This is a genomic window from Streptomyces sp. NPDC030183 (assembly GCF_055573455.1).
Genome location: NZ_JBVIBK010000025.1, coordinates 75,651 through 93,559, shown reverse-complemented (window position 1 = coordinate 93,559; position 17,909 = coordinate 75,651). Strand labels below are relative to the sequence as shown.

General features: G+C 71.3%; 15 protein-coding genes. 5 read left to right on the top strand and 10 right to left on the bottom strand.

Annotated features, from left to right (window positions below; translation table 11 throughout):
- Positions 1 to 2 precede the first annotated feature (2 nt).
- The 6 genes from ACZ4Z2_RS28165 to fabG form a co-directional block, all read right to left on the bottom strand.
- Positions 3 to 2,567 (bottom strand): GH32 C-terminal domain-containing protein, encoded by a 2,565-nt coding sequence (locus tag ACZ4Z2_RS28165; protein ID WP_468079697.1) that lies wholly within the window; start codon positions 2,565 to 2,567, stop codon positions 3 to 5.
- A gap of 666 nt (positions 2,568 to 3,233) precedes the next feature.
- On the bottom strand, positions 3,234 to 4,226 hold the full coding sequence (locus tag ACZ4Z2_RS28160; RefSeq protein WP_468079696.1) for a quinone oxidoreductase family protein: 993 nt from the start codon (positions 4,224 to 4,226) through the stop codon (positions 3,234 to 3,236).
- A 109-nt stretch (positions 4,227 to 4,335) separates the two neighbouring features.
- Positions 4,336 to 4,992: a hypothetical protein gene (locus ACZ4Z2_RS28155; protein ID WP_468079694.1), complete on the bottom strand. Its 657-nt coding sequence runs from the start codon at positions 4,990 to 4,992 to the stop codon at positions 4,336 to 4,338.
- A gap of 111 nt (positions 4,993 to 5,103) precedes the next feature.
- On the bottom strand, positions 5,104 to 5,748 hold the full coding sequence (locus tag ACZ4Z2_RS28150; protein WP_468079693.1) for a DsbA family oxidoreductase: 645 nt from the start codon (positions 5,746 to 5,748) through the stop codon (positions 5,104 to 5,106).
- Positions 5,749 to 5,776: 28 nt separating this feature from the next.
- Positions 5,777 to 6,688, bottom strand: a complete 912-nt coding sequence (locus ACZ4Z2_RS28145) for an NADP-dependent oxidoreductase (RefSeq protein WP_468079692.1) — start codon at positions 6,686 to 6,688, stop codon at positions 5,777 to 5,779.
- Between the two features lie 88 nt (positions 6,689 to 6,776).
- Positions 6,777 to 7,562 carry a 3-oxoacyl-ACP reductase FabG gene (fabG, locus tag ACZ4Z2_RS28140; protein ID WP_468079770.1) on the bottom strand — a complete coding sequence of 262 codons (786 nt, stop codon included), beginning with the start codon at positions 7,560 to 7,562 and terminating at the stop codon, positions 6,777 to 6,779.
- 287 nt (positions 7,563 to 7,849) lie between these two features.
- On the opposite strand from fabG, the gene ACZ4Z2_RS28135 reads away from it, so the two are divergent.
- From ACZ4Z2_RS28135 to ACZ4Z2_RS28120, 4 genes are all read left to right on the top strand, one after another.
- On the top strand, positions 7,850 to 9,118 hold the full coding sequence (locus tag ACZ4Z2_RS28135; RefSeq protein WP_468079691.1) for a beta-ketoacyl-[acyl-carrier-protein] synthase family protein: 1,269 nt from the start codon (positions 7,850 to 7,852) through the stop codon (positions 9,116 to 9,118).
- Positions 9,115 to 10,335 (top strand): ketosynthase chain-length factor, encoded by a 1,221-nt coding sequence (locus ACZ4Z2_RS28130; protein WP_468079689.1) that lies wholly within the window; start codon positions 9,115 to 9,117, stop codon positions 10,333 to 10,335. The genes ACZ4Z2_RS28135 and ACZ4Z2_RS28130 overlap by 4 nt, the downstream gene beginning before the upstream one ends.
- Before the next feature lie 99 nt (positions 10,336 to 10,434).
- Positions 10,435 to 10,875: a nuclear transport factor 2 family protein gene (locus ACZ4Z2_RS28125; RefSeq protein ID WP_468079687.1), complete on the top strand. Its 441-nt coding sequence runs from the start codon at positions 10,435 to 10,437 to the stop codon at positions 10,873 to 10,875.
- 9 nt (positions 10,876 to 10,884) lie between these two features.
- Positions 10,885 to 11,814 carry an MBL fold metallo-hydrolase gene (locus ACZ4Z2_RS28120; RefSeq protein WP_468079685.1) on the top strand — a complete coding sequence of 310 codons (930 nt, stop codon included), beginning with the start codon at positions 10,885 to 10,887 and terminating at the stop codon, positions 11,812 to 11,814.
- Between the two features lie 89 nt (positions 11,815 to 11,903).
- On the opposite strand, the gene ACZ4Z2_RS28115 is transcribed toward ACZ4Z2_RS28120, so the two are convergent.
- Genes ACZ4Z2_RS28115 through ACZ4Z2_RS28100 form a run of 4 tightly spaced genes read right to left on the bottom strand, consistent with a single transcriptional unit; the run spans position 11,904 to position 16,384 of the window.
- Positions 11,904 to 13,055 (bottom strand): acyl-CoA dehydrogenase family protein, encoded by a 1,152-nt coding sequence (locus tag ACZ4Z2_RS28115; protein WP_468079683.1) that lies wholly within the window; start codon positions 13,053 to 13,055, stop codon positions 11,904 to 11,906.
- 52 nt (positions 13,056 to 13,107) lie between these two features.
- Positions 13,108 to 14,373: a DUF6365 family protein gene (locus ACZ4Z2_RS28110; RefSeq protein WP_468079681.1), complete on the bottom strand. Its 1,266-nt coding sequence runs from the start codon at positions 14,371 to 14,373 to the stop codon at positions 13,108 to 13,110.
- Between the two features lie 44 nt (positions 14,374 to 14,417).
- Positions 14,418 to 15,560, bottom strand: a complete 1,143-nt coding sequence (locus ACZ4Z2_RS28105; protein ID WP_468079679.1) for a nucleotide disphospho-sugar-binding domain-containing protein — start codon at positions 15,558 to 15,560, stop codon at positions 14,418 to 14,420.
- A 2-nt stretch (positions 15,561 to 15,562) separates the two neighbouring features.
- Positions 15,563 to 16,384, bottom strand: a complete 822-nt coding sequence (locus ACZ4Z2_RS28100; RefSeq protein WP_468079678.1) for a class I SAM-dependent methyltransferase — start codon at positions 16,382 to 16,384, stop codon at positions 15,563 to 15,565.
- A 156-nt stretch (positions 16,385 to 16,540) separates the two neighbouring features.
- Here ACZ4Z2_RS28100 and ACZ4Z2_RS28095 point away from each other — a divergent pair, with 156 nt between their 5' ends.
- On the top strand, positions 16,541 to 17,845 hold the full coding sequence (locus ACZ4Z2_RS28095; protein WP_468079676.1) for a glycosyltransferase: 1,305 nt from the start codon (positions 16,541 to 16,543) through the stop codon (positions 17,843 to 17,845).
- Positions 17,846 to 17,909: the final 64 nt, after the last annotated feature.

Sequence of the window (17,909 nt, the reverse complement as noted above, 5' to 3'; positions counted from 1 at the left end):
GATCAGTCGTGGGCGGAGGCGAGGTGCCAGACGACTGCCTTGTCCAGCTTCACCGAGCCGTTCTCGGCGAAGACCTGCACTCCCCGGCTCTCGGGGTCGGGGAAGATCTGGTCGGTGATCACGGCTTCGCCGCTGCCGCCGAAGACCTCGACGGAGGACCAGTCGACCAGGATCCGCAGCTTGACCTTGCCGTTCCTGGCCTTCAGGGGTGCGGTCTGGATGCCGGAGAACGTGCTGTTGAAGTCCACGGCGCCGGAGCGGGTGCGGTCGACGTACAGCTCCTGGGTCGTGGTGTCGTAGCCGATGACGGTTTCCTCGCCGCCGGCGCCGGTGCGCACCTTCAGGCCGAAGCGTTCGGCGTCCTTGAGGGAGAAGGTCGCCTCGATATCGAGTGCCTTGCCCTGGGCCGCGGGACCGATCAGGGGTTGTGTGGTGCTCTTGACGGTGACGCCGGTCGCCGTCGCGGGGTGCTTCTTGCGGAGGGAGTCCAAGCTGCTCACCGGCTTGCTGGTCAGCCGGATCCGACCGTCGATGGTGCGCAGGGCCATCTCCCGAGGGGCGCTCTGTGCTCCACGCCAGGAGGAGGTGGGGATGGCCCCGCTGTAGTCCCAGTTGTTCATCCAGCCGATCATGTAGCGCTTGCCGCTCGGCGCGTTCTCCCAGGACACGGCCGCGTAGTAGTCCTTGCCGTAGTCGGCCCAGTCGGCGCGCTGCACCACGGACTTGGCGGGCCGGTCAGCGGCGGTGAACTGATCGGCCAGGATGTGGCCCCAGCCGGCGGTGTTCATGTCGACGACCTGGATGCGTGCCTTCCTTCCGGCGTAGGGACGCAGGTCGAAGGAGGCCCAGTCCAGGGTTTCGCTGTCCGAGCCGGTGGCACTGCGGACGACCTCGCCGTCGACGACCAGGTTGACGGATGTCTCCCGGGAGACGGGCCGGGCCTTGGTGTCGGACAGCGTGATCTGGTCGACGTTGATGTGCCCCCAGCCGCCGGTGTTGTCGTCGACGACCCTGATCTGCGCTTTCTTGCCGGCGAGGTCGCTGACATCCCAGGAAGCCCAGTTGAGCGCCTCGGCGTCCTTTCCGGTCGCGCTGCGCACCACTTGGCCGTCGACAAGGAGTTCGAGGGCGGTGGGGTTGTCGGAACCGGCGGGGTGGTTGCCGCCGCCGATGAGGAAGTTGATGTGCTTCTTGTCGATGGTGAACTGCGGCGAGGTGAGGGTGCCGGTGGAGGAGTCGCCGTTCAGGTAGGTGTTGACCAGGCCACTGCCCAGGAATCCGGCGACTTCCTGCTGGTTGGGGAGGGTGCCGGTGGCCGGTGCGGAGCCGAAGGCGTCTCCGGTCGTTGTCCAGTCGCCGTAGCCGCCGCCTTCGAAGTCGGCGAGGACCGTCCCCTCGGGCGGCGGCCCCTGCTCCATGACCGTTCCGGACTCGTGCCGGTACCGCCCGCCGCCGATCTTGAAGTTCAGGTAGGGGCTGTCGACGGTGAATTCGGGTGAGGTGAGAGTGCCGGTGGTGCCGTCACCCGAGTGGAAGCTGTTGGCAAGGCCCTTGCCGTCGAAGCCCTCGACGGTCCGCTGCCCGGCCACCGCCCCGGCCGCCGGCCCGTCGCCGAAGGCGGTGCCCGTGGTCGTCCACGTCCCGAAGTCGGTTCCCTCGAAGTCCTGCACCACCGTGCCGGTGGGCGGGGTGTAGGTGCCCTTGTCGTCAGCGGTGAACCTCTCGCCGTCGAAGTCGCCGATGAAGTACTGGGCGGCCGAACCGCCCGCGATCCCACCGGGGTTGATGTTGACGACCAGGACCCACTTGATGTTGTTCTCGTCCCCGTCGACCGCGAGGGGGAACAGGTCGGGGCACTCCCACACCCCGCCCGTCGCACCGGCCGGCCCGAACTCGCTGAGCAGATCCCAGTCCTTGAGGTTCTTCGACGAGTAGAACTGCACCTTGTGCTCGGCCGACAGCGACACCGTCATCAGCCAGCTCTTGGTCGGTGCGTACCACTGGACCTTGGGATCGCGGAAGTCCCTGGAGCCGATGTCGATCACGGGGTTTCCCTGGTACTTGGTCCAGGTGCGGCCGCGGTCGAGGCTGTAGGCGAGCGACTGGGCCTGCTTGCCGCCGTTCTTGTAGGCACTGGTGTAGATCGCCACCATGGGCGGGTTCTTCCTGGTTCCGAAGCCGGTGGTGTTGTTCCAGTCGACGACCGCACCGCCGGAGAACACCATTTCCTCGTCGTCGTGCGACAGGGCGAGCGGCAACTCCTCCCAGCGCACGAGGTCCCGGCTCACCGCGTGCCCCCAGGACATGTCGCCCCAGGAGTTCCCGTTCGGGTTGTACTGGTAGAAGAGGTGGTACTCGCCCTTGTAGTGGACGAGGCCGTTGGGGTCGTTCATCCAGTTCTTCCGCGGAGTGAAGTGGAACTGGGGTCTGTAGGTCTCGGTGTACGTCGGGGTGTCGGCCGCGACCGCCGTCCGGGGGGCGAGTGGTGCTGCGGACAGGGCGCAGACGGTCGCCACCGCCGCGATCATCCGTGTACGGGCATGCCGGGATACACGTCCATGGCTCATGGTGTCTCCTGTGCTGCGGCTCTTCGCGCAGCGGAGCCTGCTGCCGGCGCGGAGCCGACCGGAAGTCGACGCCTTGCCGGCGCCGACGTCCACGGCGCCCCGACAAGAGGTGTCATCGTTGACTTATGTCAGCGATGACACCGAGTGGCCCGATGATGGGGGCACTCCGGTCGATGCGTCAACAGCCCGGGCGCCAGGTCACTCTCCGGGCGGCCGGCCCGACCGTCATGCGCGGCCGGCGATGGCGAACTGCTCCAACTGGCTTCGGGACGGCGGGTTGGGGCCGGCGACCGATCAGGTCAGAGCCGCCAGCCGGACGGCGAACCGGCGCGCTCGCGCGGCGTCACGGAGTCGAATCGGTGACCGGGGTCGCGTCGTCTGCCGGCCAGGGATGAACTGCGAATCGCCGCTGCGGCCGTCATCGTGGTGGCAATGATCACGACCAGGACGGATCCGTACCCCGTCACGCCCGCCTTCACCCTCCACTCCCCCGCTGGACTGATCCCGCTCCGCCCGGCCCGGTCCTCGCTGATGGCGCGACCAGCGCACTCGGCATCGACGCCGTGCAGTTGGGCGGGCCACGGAGGCACGCGTATGCCCCGGCGGTCGCGACCGCCGGGGCTGCTGCCCCTCACGCGGGCCTCGGCCCCTCGATCGCGTCGCTCCTCAGGAGCGCGGGAGCAGGACGATGCGGCCCGTGTGGGCACGGGACTCGATCATCCGGTGGGCCTCGGCGACGTCCTCCAGCGGGAGCGTGGCGTGCACGGCGTGCCTGACCGAGCCGTCGGCCAGGGCCTGCGCGAGCTCCTCGTGGTTGCGCAGGTATTCCTTGGGGCGGGCGGCCCGCCAGCGGGAGAGGGCGAAACCGGTGAGGTACTTCATCTCGATCAGCTGCATGGGGGAGATGGCAGGCACGGCGAGGCCGCCGCCGGCGGAGCCGTAGAAGACGAGCCGGCCGAAGGGGGCCAGAAGCTCCACGCCTTGGCGCAGCACCTCGCCGCCGACGCTGTCGAGGATGACGTCGACACCCTTGCCCCCGGTGGCCTCGCGGACCTGGTCGGGCCAAGTGGCGTCGGTGTAGTCCACGACGACGTCCGCGCCCATGGAGCGGGCGAAGTCGAGTTTGGCGGGGGAACCGGCGGTGGCGATGACCGGCCCGGCGCCCAGGCGCTTGGCCAGCTGGACGCTCAGGTGGCCGATGCCGCCGGACGCGGCGTGCACCAGCACGCTCTCGCCGGGTTCGAGCCGTGCCGTGCCGATCGTGCCGGAGGCGATGGGGCCGGGCGAGGGCAGGGCGATGGCCTGGCCTGCGTCCAGATCCTCCGGAACCGGCAGGACGGTAGCCGCGTCGACGACGGTGTACTCGGCGTACGCGCCGTGCAGGGTGAAGGCTCCCACGCGGTCGCCCTCGCGCACGTGGTCCACACCGGGGCCGACGGCCGCGACCCGGCCGATGACATCGCCGCCCAGAACGATGGGGAACTCAGGCTTCCACATGGGTGCGGGGAAGATGTTGCGGCGCATCTGGGTCTGTGCGAATCCGACGCTGACGGCGTCGGCGGCGATCAGGACCTCGCCCGGACCGGGCTCCGGGATCGGGACGTCCTCCACCCGCAGGACGTCGGGGTCCCCGTATTCGTGGAGACGGACGGCGCGCATCTGGTTCCTCCGGTCGTGATGGCGTGCTGCTGAGGCGCAGGGGTGTGAGGCAGTGGTGCGGGTGCGGCCGCCGGGGAACGGCGCCCGCACCGGAAGGGGCACCAGCGGGTCAGTAGCCGACCCCGGTGGTGGAGAAGGCGACCGGCTTGGCCGGATCCGCGTAGCACTGGAACGGGTCCCACTCGTTGGTGACCGGCTGCAGGCGGTACCAGCCGAACGAGGTGTCCGTGAAGCTGGAGCCGCCCGCACCGGTGGTGAGGGTGGCGGCGGACTCCGGAGCCTTGAGGACCACCTCGAGGTTCGGGAAGTCGAACTCGTAGCCGCCGGGCCACTCGCCGTCCGACTTCACGCGCAGGTCGTTGCCCGAGCGTTCGACCCAGAACTTGGCGGTGCCGACGTTGCTGCCGCCGGTGAGCCGGTAGCTCACGACCTTGGCGTTGGCCGGCACCCGGTAGTTGAACGACACCGAGTTCAGCAGCTTGTTGTAGTCGGCGACGGCCTTGATGGGGGCGGAGTCGAAGACCACCTTGAAGTGCTGGTTCGGCAGGACTTTCGCAGGAGCGGTGGTGGTGAAGTCACGCGAGTACTCCACCGGGATCCACTCGCCGGCATACCGGGTCTGGCAGATGTAGGGGAGCGTCGACGTCGTCGTCGTCCTGGCCGCCCCGGCGGACGCGGCCGCCGAGCCGGCCGTGGCCATGACCGCCGTCGCAGCGAGGCCCATCGCGGTCCCGATGCCCCCCGTCAGCTTCCACTTACGCTGCACTGATGTTCCTCTCTCGAGAACACGGGCTGGGGAGGTTCCCCTCGCCCGTGCACACACTCGAGGGTGAGGCTGGAGTGCTGTTCGAGTACCGATCCAGCCACACCGGCGACATCAGCCCACGCGCCGGAGGAATGCCTGTTCGAGTACGGCGAGCAATGTGTCGGGGTCCTGCACTCCGGACACCGGGGTTCCGCCGTCGACCACGACCGACGGCACCCCGTTCACACCGGCTGCGGCGGCCCGGCGCTCGTCCGCCCGGACCCGCTCGGCGTACGCGTCGCCGTCCAGCACCTCACCGGCCTCAGCGGCGTCCAGGCCGGCCGCCACCGCCAGGCGCAGCAGGACCTGGTGGTCGGCGATGTCGAGGGCCTCGGTGTGGTAGGCGTGGAACACGGCCTCCAGCAGTTCCTCCGCCCGGCCGCGGTCGGCGGCCAGTTGGATCAGCCGGTGCGCGTCGAACGTGTTGACCGGGCGAGACCGGTGGAGGTTCAGCTCCAGCCCCTCCCTGTCCCCGTGCGAACGGATCAGCGCCACCCGCGCGGGCACCGTCTGCGGGTCCATCCACTGCTCCATGGACTCGGCCGCGGTCGCACCCGGTTTCCGGTCCAGGCCGGGGTCGAGCTCGAAGCTCCGCCACACCACCCGTACCTCGTCGCGGTGGGTGAACTTCCCCAGGGCCGAGGCGATCCGGCGCTTGCCGATGTAACACCAGGGGCACAGCGGGTCGGAATAGATCTCTATCTGCATGTGTGACACCTGTTGTCCAGGAGTGCGCGGATGCGGTTCAGGCGACGGTGACGACGATCTTGCCCCGGGCGTGCCCGGTCTCGCTCTGGCGGTGCGCGTCGGCGGCCTGCTCCAGCGGGAAGGTGCGGGACACCTCGATGCGCAGCTTGTCCTGGGCGTACAGCGCGGTCAGTTCGGCCAGACGGTCCCGGGAGCGCTGGCTGAACACCGCACGCACCCCGAGCTCCTCGGTCCGCCCGAAGTCCACCAGGGTGGCGATCCGGTCGCGGTCCTTGACCAGCTCCACCGAGTCGTCCAGGGCGGAGCCGCCGATGGCGTCGAGAGCGACGGTCACCCCCTGGGGGGCGAGTTCGCGCACCCGGTCGACCAGGCCCTCGCCGTACACCACCGGAATGGCGCCCAGTTCCCGCAGGTAGTCGTGGTTGCGCTCGCTCGCGGTGCCGATCACTGTGGCTCCGCGCAGCTTGGCGAGCTGGACGGCGACGGTCCCGACGCCGCCCGCGGCGGCGTGCACGAGGAAGGTGTCGTTCGCGCCCACCTCCAGGGCCTCCAGGGCGGTGTGCGCGGTCTGCGCCGAGGCCGAGAACGCCCCCGCGGCCTCCCACGACATCCCGGCCGGCTTGGCGACGACCTGGTCGACGGAGACGACGAGGTACTCCGCGTAGCAGGACAGCAGGGCCCAGCCGAGAACCTCGTCGCCCACGGAGAACCCGGTGACGTCCTCCCCGAGCGCGTCGACCGTGCCGGAGAAGTCGTTGCCGACGATCTGGGGGAGCACGATCGTCTGCCCCGGCGGGGACCAGCCTGCGCGCACCGCGGTGTCGTACGCCTGCACGCCCGCTGCCCGAACCCGCACCCGAATCTGGCCGGGGGCCGGTTCGGGGGTCGCGACCTCGGCGGTGACCAGCACCTCGGGGCCACCGGGCTGGTGGAAGACAGCTGCCTTCATGACGTTCCTCATTCTTCGGTGGTGGTGTTCAGGGCCAGGCGCTCGCCGCCCGGCCCGCGTGAGAGAGCGGCGCGGGATGCTCCGCCGCTCAGTAGTTACCCAGCCCGCCGCAGACGTTGAGCGCCTGGGCCGTGACGGATCCCGCTGCGTCGGAGACCAGGTAGTCGACCATGGCGGCGACCTCGTCCACCTCGACGTACCGTCCGATCGGGACCCGAGTGGTGATCTTCTCCGCGGCCTCCTCGGCGCTGATGCCGTACGCCTCCGCGTAGTGCGCGCGCACCCGTTCCGCCATCGGGGTCTCGACGAAGCCGGGGCAGACCGCGTTCGCGGTGATGCCGGTCTTCGCCAGATCCAGGCCCAGAGCCTTCGTGAAACCGACCACCCCGTGCTTGGACGCGGAGTAAGGGGCCGCGGTGACCGCGCCCTGTTTGCCGGCCGTGGAGGCGATGTTGATGATCCGGCCCCAGCCCTTGCCGAGCATGCCGCCGGCGGCGAGCACCTCGCGCGTCACCAGGAACACGCTGTTGAGGTTGGTGTCGATCACGTCGTACCAGAGTTCGTCCGACATCTCGGCGACCGGGCCACCGCCGCTCCGGCCCGCGTTGTTGACCAGGATGTCGATCGTTCCGTACCGCTCCACGGCGCAGCGCACGAGTCGCTTCACCTCCTCGCGGTCGGCCACGTCACAGGTGGTGCCGTCCACCTCCATGCCCTTGTCCCGCAGGTCCTTCACGGTCTGAGCCAGACGGTCGGCGTCGCGCCCGCACACGTACACGCGGATGCCCTGCTCCGCGAGGTGGGCGGCGATCGCGAGCCCGATTCCGCTGGTTGCCCCGGTTACCAGCGCGACCTTGCCGTTCCCTGCCGCCATCATGCCTCCGCATCACAGTGATCTTGACCTTCCGGCCCCGGCGGGCCGTACGGAGGCTGACAGGCCGGTCTCGACCGGCACTCGAGACGCAGTCGAGGGGGCCGGTCGCCGAGCGGGAGGAGCCCGCCGACCCGGGAAGACGCCCACGACCTGATCTCGAGCGGTCTTTGAGATCGAGGGCGGAGCGTCGGACGAGCCACACGTGCCCGGAGCCCGGCGGCCGCGTCCGGCGACCCGTCGGCGGGTGAAGAAAGGAAATGTTGGATGCGCACCTTGAGAAGCGCCCGATGAACCGGCGCGTGGTCATCACGGGGATCGGCGTACGGGCCCCCGGAGGACCAGGCGTGAAGGAGTTCTGGGACCTGCTCACAGCGGGCCGGACGGCGACCCGGGCCATCTCATTCTTCGATGCCTCTCCCTTCCGCTCACGCGTCGCCGGCGAAGTCGACTTCCACCCGGAGGCCGAAGGGCTGACGCCCCGTGAGATCCGCCGGATGGACCGGGCGACCCAGTTCGCCGTCGCGAGCACGCGGGAGGCGGTGGCCGACAGCGGGCTCGCCTTCGACGCGATCGACCCGCACCGCGTCGGCGTGAGCCTCGGCAGCGCCGTCGCCGCCGCCACCAGCCTGGAGAACGAGTACCTGGTCATGTCCGACCGCGGACGCGACTGGGTCGTGGACCCGGACTACCTCTCCCCCCACATGTTCGACCACCTCAGCCCCGGGATCATGCCCGCCGAAGTCGCCTGGGCCGCCGGCGCCGAGGGCCCGGTGACCATGGTGTCCGACGGCTGCACATCGGGCCTGGACGCCGTCGGCTACGCCGTCCAGCTGATCCGCGAGGGCAGCGCCGACGTCATGATCACGGGAGCCGCGGACACACCGGTCTCGCCCATCGTCCTGGCCTGCTTCGACGCCATCAAGGCCACCACCAACCGCAACGACGACCCCGAGCACGCGTCGCGGCCGTTCGACGCCTCCCGCAACGGGTTCGTCCTCGCCGAGGGCAGCGCCATGTTCGTCCTGGAGGAGTACGGGAGCGCGCTGGCCCGCGGCGCCACCGTCTACGCGGAGATCACCGGCTACGCCACCCGCTGCAACGCCTACCACATGACGGGCTTGAAGAAGGACGGCCGGGAGATGGCGGAGGCGATCCGGGTCGCGCTCGACGAGTCGCGCATCGACCCCACGACCGTCGACTACGTCAACGCCCACGGGTCGGGCACCAAGCAGAACGACCGGCACGAGACGGCCGCCTTCAAGCGGTCTCTCGGGCAGCACGCCCACGACGTGCCGGTCAGCTCCATCAAGTCCATGGTCGGCCACTCGCTCGGCGCCATCGGCTCCATCGAGATCGCCGCCAGCGCGCTCGCCATCAAGCACAACGTGGTGCCCCCCACCGCCAATCTGCACACCCCCGACCCCGAGTGCGATCTGGACTACGTCCCGCTGCACGCCCGCGAGCAACGGGTGGACACCGTCCTCACGGTCGGCAGCGGCTTCGGCGGGTTCCAGAGCGCCATGGTCCTGCGCGCCCCGGGAGGAGCGACCTCATGAGCACCACCGTGATCACGGGTCTCGGCGTCACCGCCCCCAACGGCTTGGGGGTCGAGACGTACTGGAAGGCGCTCCTCGACGGGCGCTCCGGCATCGGCCTCCTCACCGGGTTCGACACCTCCCGCTTCCCGTCCTGCCTGGCCGGGCGGATCGACGACTTCGTCCCCGCCGACCACATCCCCGGACGCTTGTTACCCGCGACCGACCGGTCCACCCAGCTGGCCCTGGTCGCCGCGGACTGGGCGCTGTCGGACGCGGGCCTCCCCTGCGAGACCGTCGACGACTACGACATCGGAGTCGTCACCTCCAACGCGCTCGGCGGATTCGCCTTCACGCACAAGGAGTTCCAGGCCCTGTGGAACCAGGGCCCGAAGTTCGTCAGCGTCTACGAGTCCTACGCCTGGTTCTACGCGGTCAACACCGGCCAGATCTCCATCCGCCACACCCTGCGTGGCCCCAGCGCGGCCCTCGTAGCCGAGCAGGCCGGCGGGCTCGACGCCCTGGGCCATGCCCGGCGTACCATCCGCCGCGGCACCCCGGCGGTGGTGTGCGGGGGCGTGGACTCGGCCTTCGACCCCTGGGGCTACGCCTCACAACTGGCGGGCGGGCTGGTCAGCACGGAGACCGATCCCGGCCGCGCCTACCAGCCGTTCGGCTCCCGCGCCCGCGGCTACGTACCGGGCGAGGGCGGGGCGCTGCTGGTCCTGGAGGACGAGGCCACAGCCCGTGCACGTGGTGTGCGTGCCCCGCACGGAATCCTGGCCGGCTGTGCCTCCACCTTCGACCCGGCACCTGGCTCGGACCGGCCTCCGGCCCTGCGGCGGGCCATCACCGCGGCCCTCGCGGACGCCGGCCTCGGCCCGGCCGACATCGATGTCGTCTTCGCCGACGGGGCCGGTGTCGCCGAGCTCGACGCCGCCGAGGCGGCCGCCCTGCGCGAGGTGTTCGGCCCGGCCGGCGTGCCGGTGACCGCGCCCAAGGCGTTCACCGGCCGGCTCTACTCCGGCGGTGGGCCGCTCGACGTGGTCACGGCGCTGCTGTCCATCCGCGACGGGGTGATCCCGCCGACACCCGCACCTGACGGCGTGCCCTCCGAGTACGGCATCGACCTGGTGGCCGACCGCCCCCGCGAGTGTGCCGTTCGCACCGCGCTGGTTCTCGCCCGAGGCCGCCGCGGCTTCAACTCGGCGGTCGTCGTCCGTACCGCCGACCGCTAGTCCCGGCCGTCGGCCACGTTCCCTTCCCCGGACGGATGTCCGGGGGCCCTGCAGGCGGCCGCACACGTCCGCCTCCCCACCACCCAGGAGACCGCACCGATGACCACCGCCACCGCGCCCACCGTGGTGACCAGCGAGTTCTACGCGCAGGTCCTGCACTTCTACGCACACCAGATGCAGCACCTCGACGCCCGCCGCTTCGAGGAGTACGCCGCGTCCTTCACCGGGGACGGCGTCTTCCAGCACTCACCGGGAGCCGAGCCGGCCGTGGGCCGGGACGCGATCGTCCACGAGCTCGTCGAGTTCCACAAGAAGTACGACCCGGCCACCGTCCGGCGCCGCCACTGGTTCAACCACGTGGCCCTGGAGGCCCAGGCCGACGGCACCGTCAAGTCCACGGTCTACGCCCTGGTCGCCACCATCCGCCCCGGGGCCCAGCCGGAGATCACCCCCAGCTGCCTCGTGCACGACACCCTGGTGGTCGAGGACGGCGAGATCCTTTTGAAGTCCCGCCTGATCACTCACGACCAGGTGTTCTGAGGAGGGCCGGTGTCCACGACCACGCTCCCCGAGGGCGCGCGCCGGCCACGTCTGAGGGAGGTCGCGGACGGGGTCTTCGCGTACGAGCAGCCCGACGGCGGCTGGTGTCTGAACAACGCCGGCCTCATCGTGTCGAAGGGCCGGTCCGCGCTGATCGACACAGCCGCCACCGAGGCCCGCGCCAGGGCTCTCAAGGAGGCGGTCGGCACGGTGGTGTCCCGGCCGCCCGCCTACGTGGTGAACACCCATTCCCATGGCGACCACACCTTCGGCAACCACCTGTTCGCCGACGACGCGGTGATCATCGCGCAGGAGAAGGCACGCGAGGAGATGGCGGCGGTCGGCCTCCACCTGACCGGCCTCTGGCCGGACGTCTGCTGGGGCGACCTGTCCGTCGAGCTGCCCACCGTGACCTTCCGGGACACGCTCACCCTCCACGTGGGCGACATCCGGGCGGAGCTGATCCGGCTGGGCCCCGCGCACACCGCCGGCGACACCGTCGTCTGGCTCCCCGAACAGCGCGTCCTGTTCACCGGGGACCTCATCATGTCCGGGGCCACCCCGTTCTGCCTCATGGGTTCGGTGTCCGGCTCGATCGCGGCGGCCGAACGGCTGCGTGCCCTCGGCCCGCTGACCGTCGTCGCCGGGCACGGCCCCGTGGCCGGCCCGGAGCTGCTGGACACCACCCGGGACTACCTCAGGCTGCTCCAGCGCGTCGCCCGGGAGGGCGTCGCCACCGGCACCACGCCCCTGGAGGCCGCCCGTGCCACCGACCTCGGGCCCTACGCGGGCCTGCTCGACGCGGAGCGTCTGGTGCCGAACCTGCACCGGGCCTACGCGGAGGAGCGGGGCGCCGCCCCGGGGGCCCCGCTCGACGTGGAGCTGATGTTCTCGGAGATGGTCGAGTACCACGGGGGCCTGCCCGCCTGTCATGCCTGACCGTACGGCGCACCCGAGGTGTGCCACGTCCGGTCACCGTTGCCCCGCCCCCATGTTCCGCGAGGATCGGGTGGGGCAACGGCGTACCGTCAGGCGGCGGACGGAGCTCCGCTCAGCAGGCGGGCGTAGGCGCCGGCCGCGGTCGCGAACTGCAGACCGCTGTGCCCTGCCCCGCCGCTCACGTCGCGCGACCGGCGCTGCAACTCCTCCTCCTCGGCCTGGGCCCGGGTGCCGGCCGTCCGCAGCAGCCGGTCGACGGTGGTCGCGAGCATGTCGGCGGCGAGGGCGCAGTCACGGCCGTTGCGGGCGGACCCCAGGGCGGACCGGGCGCCCGCGTCCACGCTGCGGGCCACCCTCTCCAGCAGCAGCCCGGCTGCGTCGATCTCGCCCTCGGCACGGGCCAGCTGCTGCTCGAACGGGCCCGCCTCGGGGGCGGCGGTGATGCCGCCGCCCGCTGCCCCGAGCTTGCCGTCGACCAGCTCCCGCCAGCGGGTGAGCGCCCCTCGGGCGGCGCCGAGCAGCGGGGCGGCGAGCGTGAGTCCGTTGCCGGCCTTCAGCGGCACCTGGTGGCAGCCGGCGGAGGAATCGGGGGCGGTGCCGTCCAGGAGCACCTCCAGCGGGACCGACCGCTCCTCGGGGACCAGGACCCGGTCGAGCACGGCAGAGTTGCTGCCGGTGCCACGGAGGCTGACGGTCCGCCAGGTGTGCTCGACCGTGAGGTCGGCGCTCGGTATCGCGAGCACCCGGACCGCGGGCGGCATGGCCTCACCGCCCGGCACCCGGGCGGCGACCAGCGTCCAGTCGGAGAAGTCCACCGCGCTGACGTACGGCCAGGTACCTGAGACGAGCCAGCCGCCGGGTACCCGCTCGGCCTTGCCGGCCGGGATCAGACCGGCACTGACCACGGTCTGCGGGCCCTTCTCCCAGACCGCCTCCCGGCCGGCCGGGGGCAGGTAGGCGGTCAGCCGCCCCGCGCTCGCGGTCACCGAGGCGCACCAGGCGGCGGAGGTGCAGCCCTCGCCGACGACGGCAACGGCCGCCAGCAGGTCGGCGAAGCCGCCTGCCACGCCGCCGGCCTCCCGCGGCGCGAAGTGGCTGGTGAAGCCGGCCTCGATGAGGGCCTCCACCACGGGGCGGGAGAGCCGGCGCTCGGTGTCGGCCTCCCGGGCGTACCGGGCCGCGAGCGGGGCGGTCGCGGCGGCCGCCGTCATCAGGGGGGACACAGTGTGTTCATCGGACATCGTCACGGCTTCCTCCGGAGGGTCGGGTGGGCGGGCGCCGGCGCGGCCGGTCTCAGACCTGGATGCCCAGTTGGTCGGCGGCGGCCCGGAACGCCCCGGCGGGGTCGGGCAGTTTGTCGAGCGCGTCGCGGTAGCCGGCGCGTACGGCGGCCAGCCGGTCCCTCTCGGCCGGGTCGTACAGCACGGCCTCGAGTCCATGCACCACCGAGCGTTCGTCGAAGACCTCGGTCCGCACGACGGTGTCGGTGAAGGGGTTGTCCCGTAGGACCCCCTGCAGGAACTCGGTCCAGCGCAGTGGCCATCCGTAGAAGGTGTCCACCACGCCCGGGAAACCGTCCAGCCAGGTGCGGACCCCGGGGGTCAGGCCGCCCAGCGCCTTCGCGAGGCGCGCCGTACCGGCGGGCCCTTCGACCCTGTGGGAGTTGACGGTGAGCAGGCCCGGCACGTCGAGGAGGATGGCCCGCTCCAGGGCGTACGAGGTCAGGAACGCCGAGGCGACGGCATCGACGGCGCCCAGAACGTCGTGGTAGCGGCGCACGGTGGTCACCGGCTCGATGTGGACCCGCTCGGGCGGCAGGTCCAGCCCTTCGAAGTAGGGGCCGAGCACCACGAAACGGGTACTCTTCGGCAACTGCCTCAGGTAGTGGCCTAGCAGCCGGGGCAGCCGCCTGGCCGTCTCCCGGGTCAGGGGCGCGGCCCGGGTCTGCATCGTGTACTGCCACGGGAGGGTGGGGAACAGCAGCAGCCGCTCCCCGTCCCGGGCGCCCAGCGAACGGCGCACCTCGTCCCGTCGGGCGGTGGTCGGCGGGCGCAGGACCGGGTTGGCCCGGTAGGGCACCGCTCGGGTGCCGGACGGGTCCTGCGGCCGGTTCACGGGAACGGGCAGGAGGCGGACCGGCATCGTGCGGTAGTTGTCGTCGATGACGGCCGGCCTGCCGAGGAGGTCGACCTGCGGGGCGGTGCTCCCCAGGTCGTACAGGTCGATGGGGATCACGGGGACCCCGAGGTCCTGCACGTACCAGGGGTCGGTCTCGTAGTTGACCCGGTGGGTCACCCAGTGCGCCAGGTAGTCGCTCAGCACGATCGCGTCGGGCGCGAAGGAACGCACGACGCGGGCCACCGCGTCCCGGACCCGGTGGCCCAGCTCGGGGCCGACGGTGGTCCATCCGTGGCCGGCCGCCCGTATCTGCGCCTCGTTGTAGGCGTCGACGACGAAGTGGCTTTCGACCCCGTCGCCCTTGAGCCGGTTCGCCAGGTCGACCCCCACGGTCGTCTCGTGCAGGGTCTGGGCCAGCATGGACAGGAACAGCAGTCGCATGGGATCCCCCCGGTCCGGCCCGGCCCGTGGCCGTGGCCGACGTGTCAGACGGTGGCGCGGGTGTCCGCCAGCCGCTCGATGGCGCTGACGGCCTCGGCGGCGGTGGGCAGGCCCGCGATCTCGGTGGCCAGCTCGCCGGCACGGTCGCGGTAGGAGGGCGTGGCGAGCATGTCGTCGCAGACGGCGGCGATGTTCTCGGCGGAGTCGTCCGCCGGATCGACCATCGTCGCCGCCCCGTACTCGTGCAGGCGGACGCTGTAGTCCACGCAGTACGGGAGGTAGGGCACGAGCACCTGCGGCACGCCGTAGGAGAGGTAGCCCATGGTGGTGTTGCCGCCCGCGTGATGGACGGCCAGGTCGCAGGTGGGTGCGGCTTGGTGGAGCGGGATCCAGCCGGCTCGCACGTGAGCGGGCAGCGGCCAAAGCTTCTCGGCCACCGGTTCGGGCGCGGCGACCAGGAGTTCCACGTCCAGTCGCCCGACCTTCTCCACCAGCCCTCGGAGGATGTCGAAGTCCGACTCCGGCGTGACCCTGCTGCCCGCGGACACCAGAACCCGGGGCCGGTCGCCCCGGCGGTGCATCCATGGCGCGACCGGCTTTTGGGTCGAGTAGGGCACGTAGCGCATCATCTGCGCGTCCGGGGCGTCGCCGGGGCGCAGCGAGGGCGGGCAGATGTCGATGTACAGGTCGGTCCGGGGCATCTCGTACAGTCCGAGCCGCTCCAGTTCCGGGCCGAGTTCGGCGGCGGCCGCCAGGTCGATCGTGCGTGGTTCGCCCATGTCGATGGCCTGCTTCACGTACGGGGCGCCCGCGTACGCGGCGACGAGCGGGGCGGCGAACGCCAGGGCGCCGCCCACCACGACGTCCGGACGCCACCGGTCCGCCAGTTGCAGCAGCCCGTCCAGGCAGGCGGCGGCGTACCGGCCGAAGGTCCGTCCGTTGAAGATGTACCGCTCGTGCAGGTCCTCGGGGATCGGTACGCGCACTCCTCGCCGGTCGACCAGCGCCTCCTGCATCGTCCTGGTGGACACCGGCACCCCCGGGATGCCGGCGGCGTTGATGGTCCCCATGCAGTTCTCGGGAGCCGCCATCAGGACCTGGTGGCCGGCGTTGCGGGCTTGCTGGGCCAGCGGGACGATGCCGAAGATGACCCCGGAGGTGCCGCCGGCGACGAACAGGATCCGCATCGTCAGACGCTCTTGCGTGCGGTGATGATGCGGTAGCCGAGGTGGTCCCGTTCCAGCTGGGAGACCTTCCCGATCATCGCTTTGAACCCCTCGGCGAACGCGGCGCCGCCCTTGGCGACCACCTTCTCGTAGTTCTCCTCGACGATCCGGTCGATGCGGGCGGCGGACTTCCGCAGGTGGGCCTCGGCGTCGTAGTTCTCCTCGATGGTGAACCCGGCCTTCTCCAGCATCCCCGTGTACTGCTGCGGCGTGGGCAGCGAGTCGACGGTGAACCCCTCCACGAGGACCGCACGCCACTCGTCCGACAGCTCGGTGGTCTCGGCGTAGTCCGAGACAATCAGCACCCCGCCGGGGGCCAGTACCCGGTACATCTCGTCGAGAGCGGTCTGGCGGTCGGAGAGGTACATCACCGACTCCACGGCCCATACCGCGTCGAACGAGCCGTTGTCGTAGGGCAGATCCATCGCGTCCACCCGCTCGAAGTGCACCCGGTCGGAGAGCCCCGCCTCCTCGGCGAGCCGAGTGCCGGTGGCGACCTGATCGGCGCTGACCGTGATACCGGTGACCTTCCCGCCGGTGGCCTGGGCCAGGCGGATCGCGGGGCGGCCCTGGCCGCAGCCGACGTCGAGCAGGCGCGACCCCGGCTTCAGGCCGGTCCGCTCGATGAGGACATCGGTGAGGCGGTCCTTGGGATCCGTCTCCGGGTCTTCGTCGTCCCACCACCCGATGTGCAGGTTCTGGCCCATGAAGATCTCCCAGAGCCAGCCGCGATCGTCGTAGAACTCGCCCACTTCGTCCGGGGAGAGGGCCTGGTGCTCCGCCATCGGTGCGACTCCTCGCTGTCGTGCCTACGGTCGAAGGGAGACGTTTCCCACGGCAGGTCGAGGCGGGCTCGAAGCGCGATCGACCGGCCGCCTGGCCCGGATGCCCCTTGACCGGATTTCGAGGTGCCCTCGAGGGCGGCCCGCCACACTGATCGCATGAAGATCCTTTTCGTGGGCGCGGAAGGGGAGAAGGAAGCAACCGGCCCGGTCTTGTTCGAGGCCCCGCTGGCCCAGGCGGCGCGCAATGCGGGACACGAAGTGATCATGGCCGTCTCCGAAACGGAGTTGCCCGCCGTGCTGGAGGCGGGCGTCGCGGCAGTCCCCCTTCCCGACGCTGCTCCCAGCGACGGCCGCCGCGACGGGCGGGCGCTCGGCCGCCCGGCCGCCGGCTGGGTCGTCGCGCTGACCGATCTCGCCGACTCCTGGCGCCCCGATCTCGTCATCGCCTCGGACCCGGCCCATGCCGGCCCGCTTACCGCACATCACGCCGGCGTCCCCTGGGTCCACTTCGCCACCGGCCTCGAGGAATCACACCCGACCGACCTCGCCGCGGCCGCCGAACCCACCCCGGAACTGAAGCGCTCCGGCCTGCGGGCACTGCCGCGGCCGTCCTTCTCCCTCAGCGTCCTTCCCGCCGCGCTGCGCCCCGCCACCGCGGCCAAGGCCCTCGCGCTGCGGCACATCCCCTGCGCCCCCCAGGTACCGCTCAGCCCCTGGATGTACGCCGCCGGGCACCGGCCCCGCGTACTGGTTGCCATGGACGGCCCCGCCGACCCGGATGGTGGCCTCGGCCCAGACCGTTCGGCCGCCCTCCTCTCCCGGCTCGCCGGCATCGAGGCCGATCTGGTGGTCTCCACCACCGACGACGAGACGGCCGCCCGGCTCGAACCGCTGCTGCCCCCCGGTGGCCGGGCGGGACGCCTTCCGCTGGACGTACTGGTGCCCACCTGCGACCTGGTGGTCCACACCGGAAGCGCCGACGCCACCCTCGCCTGCCTGGCCCACGGCGTGCCGCAGCTCTGCGTGCCCGGCGCGAGCGTTGCCAGGAAACACGGCCTCGCCGAACGCATCGCCGCCCTCGGCGCCAGCCGCCTGCTCCGCGTCGGCGGCCGCGCCCCCGACGGCGACACCGACTCCCACGCCGACTGCCACGTCGGCGCCGATGCCGATGCCGCTGCCGCTGCCGCTGCCGATACCGATACCGATACCGATACCGATACCGCTACCGCTACCGCTACCGCCAGGATCGCAGCGTCCGTACGCGAGATGCTCGGCGACTCCTCGTACCGGGCCGCCGCGAGTCGGCTGCGGGAGGAGGTCCACCGCATGCCCGCGCCCGACGCGCTCATCGGCCGGTTGAAGCAGTCCGCGGCGGCCCACCGCGCGCCTCGCCGGACACCTGCCGCCCAGGCAACCAAGCACACCGCCCGCAACCTCCCGCACCGACCACCGGAGCTCTGATGGCCTCCTCCTCCGCCGCCCCGTCACCGGCCTCGGCCTCCGTACCCCGCCCAGGAGCGCTGTT

Excerpts from the sequence above, each read along its gene's own strand:
- fabG (WP_468079770.1), bottom strand. The coding sequence starts at position 7,562 with ATGGCGGCAGGGAACGGCAAGGTCGCGCTGGTAACCGGGGCAACCAGC.
- ACZ4Z2_RS28160 (WP_468079696.1), bottom strand. The coding sequence starts at position 4,226 with ATGCGCGCCGTCCGTCTCCACGAATACGGGGACCCCGACGTCCTGCGG.
- ACZ4Z2_RS28110 (WP_468079681.1), bottom strand. The coding sequence starts at position 14,373 with ATGCGACTGCTGTTCCTGTCCATGCTGGCCCAGACCCTGCACGAGACG.
- ACZ4Z2_RS28105 (WP_468079679.1), bottom strand. The coding sequence starts at position 15,560 with ATGCGGATCCTGTTCGTCGCCGGCGGCACCTCCGGGGTCATCTTCGGC.
- ACZ4Z2_RS28100 (WP_468079678.1), bottom strand. The coding sequence starts at position 16,384 with ATGGCGGAGCACCAGGCCCTCTCCCCGGACGAAGTGGGCGAGTTCTAC.
- ACZ4Z2_RS28145 (WP_468079692.1), bottom strand. The coding sequence starts at position 6,688 with ATGAAGGCAGCTGTCTTCCACCAGCCCGGTGGCCCCGAGGTGCTGGTC.
- ACZ4Z2_RS28095 (WP_468079676.1), top strand. The coding sequence starts at position 16,541 with ATGAAGATCCTTTTCGTGGGCGCGGAAGGGGAGAAGGAAGCAACCGGC.
- ACZ4Z2_RS28130 (WP_468079689.1), top strand. The coding sequence starts at position 9,115 with ATGAGCACCACCGTGATCACGGGTCTCGGCGTCACCGCCCCCAACGGC.
- ACZ4Z2_RS28165 (WP_468079697.1), bottom strand. The coding sequence starts at position 2,567 with ATGAGCCATGGACGTGTATCCCGGCATGCCCGTACACGGATGATCGCG.
- ACZ4Z2_RS28115 (WP_468079683.1), bottom strand. The coding sequence starts at position 13,055 with ATGTCCGATGAACACACTGTGTCCCCCCTGATGACGGCGGCCGCCGCG.
- ACZ4Z2_RS28125 (WP_468079687.1), top strand. The coding sequence starts at position 10,435 with ATGACCACCGCCACCGCGCCCACCGTGGTGACCAGCGAGTTCTACGCG.
- ACZ4Z2_RS28135 (WP_468079691.1), top strand. The coding sequence starts at position 7,850 with ATGAACCGGCGCGTGGTCATCACGGGGATCGGCGTACGGGCCCCCGGA.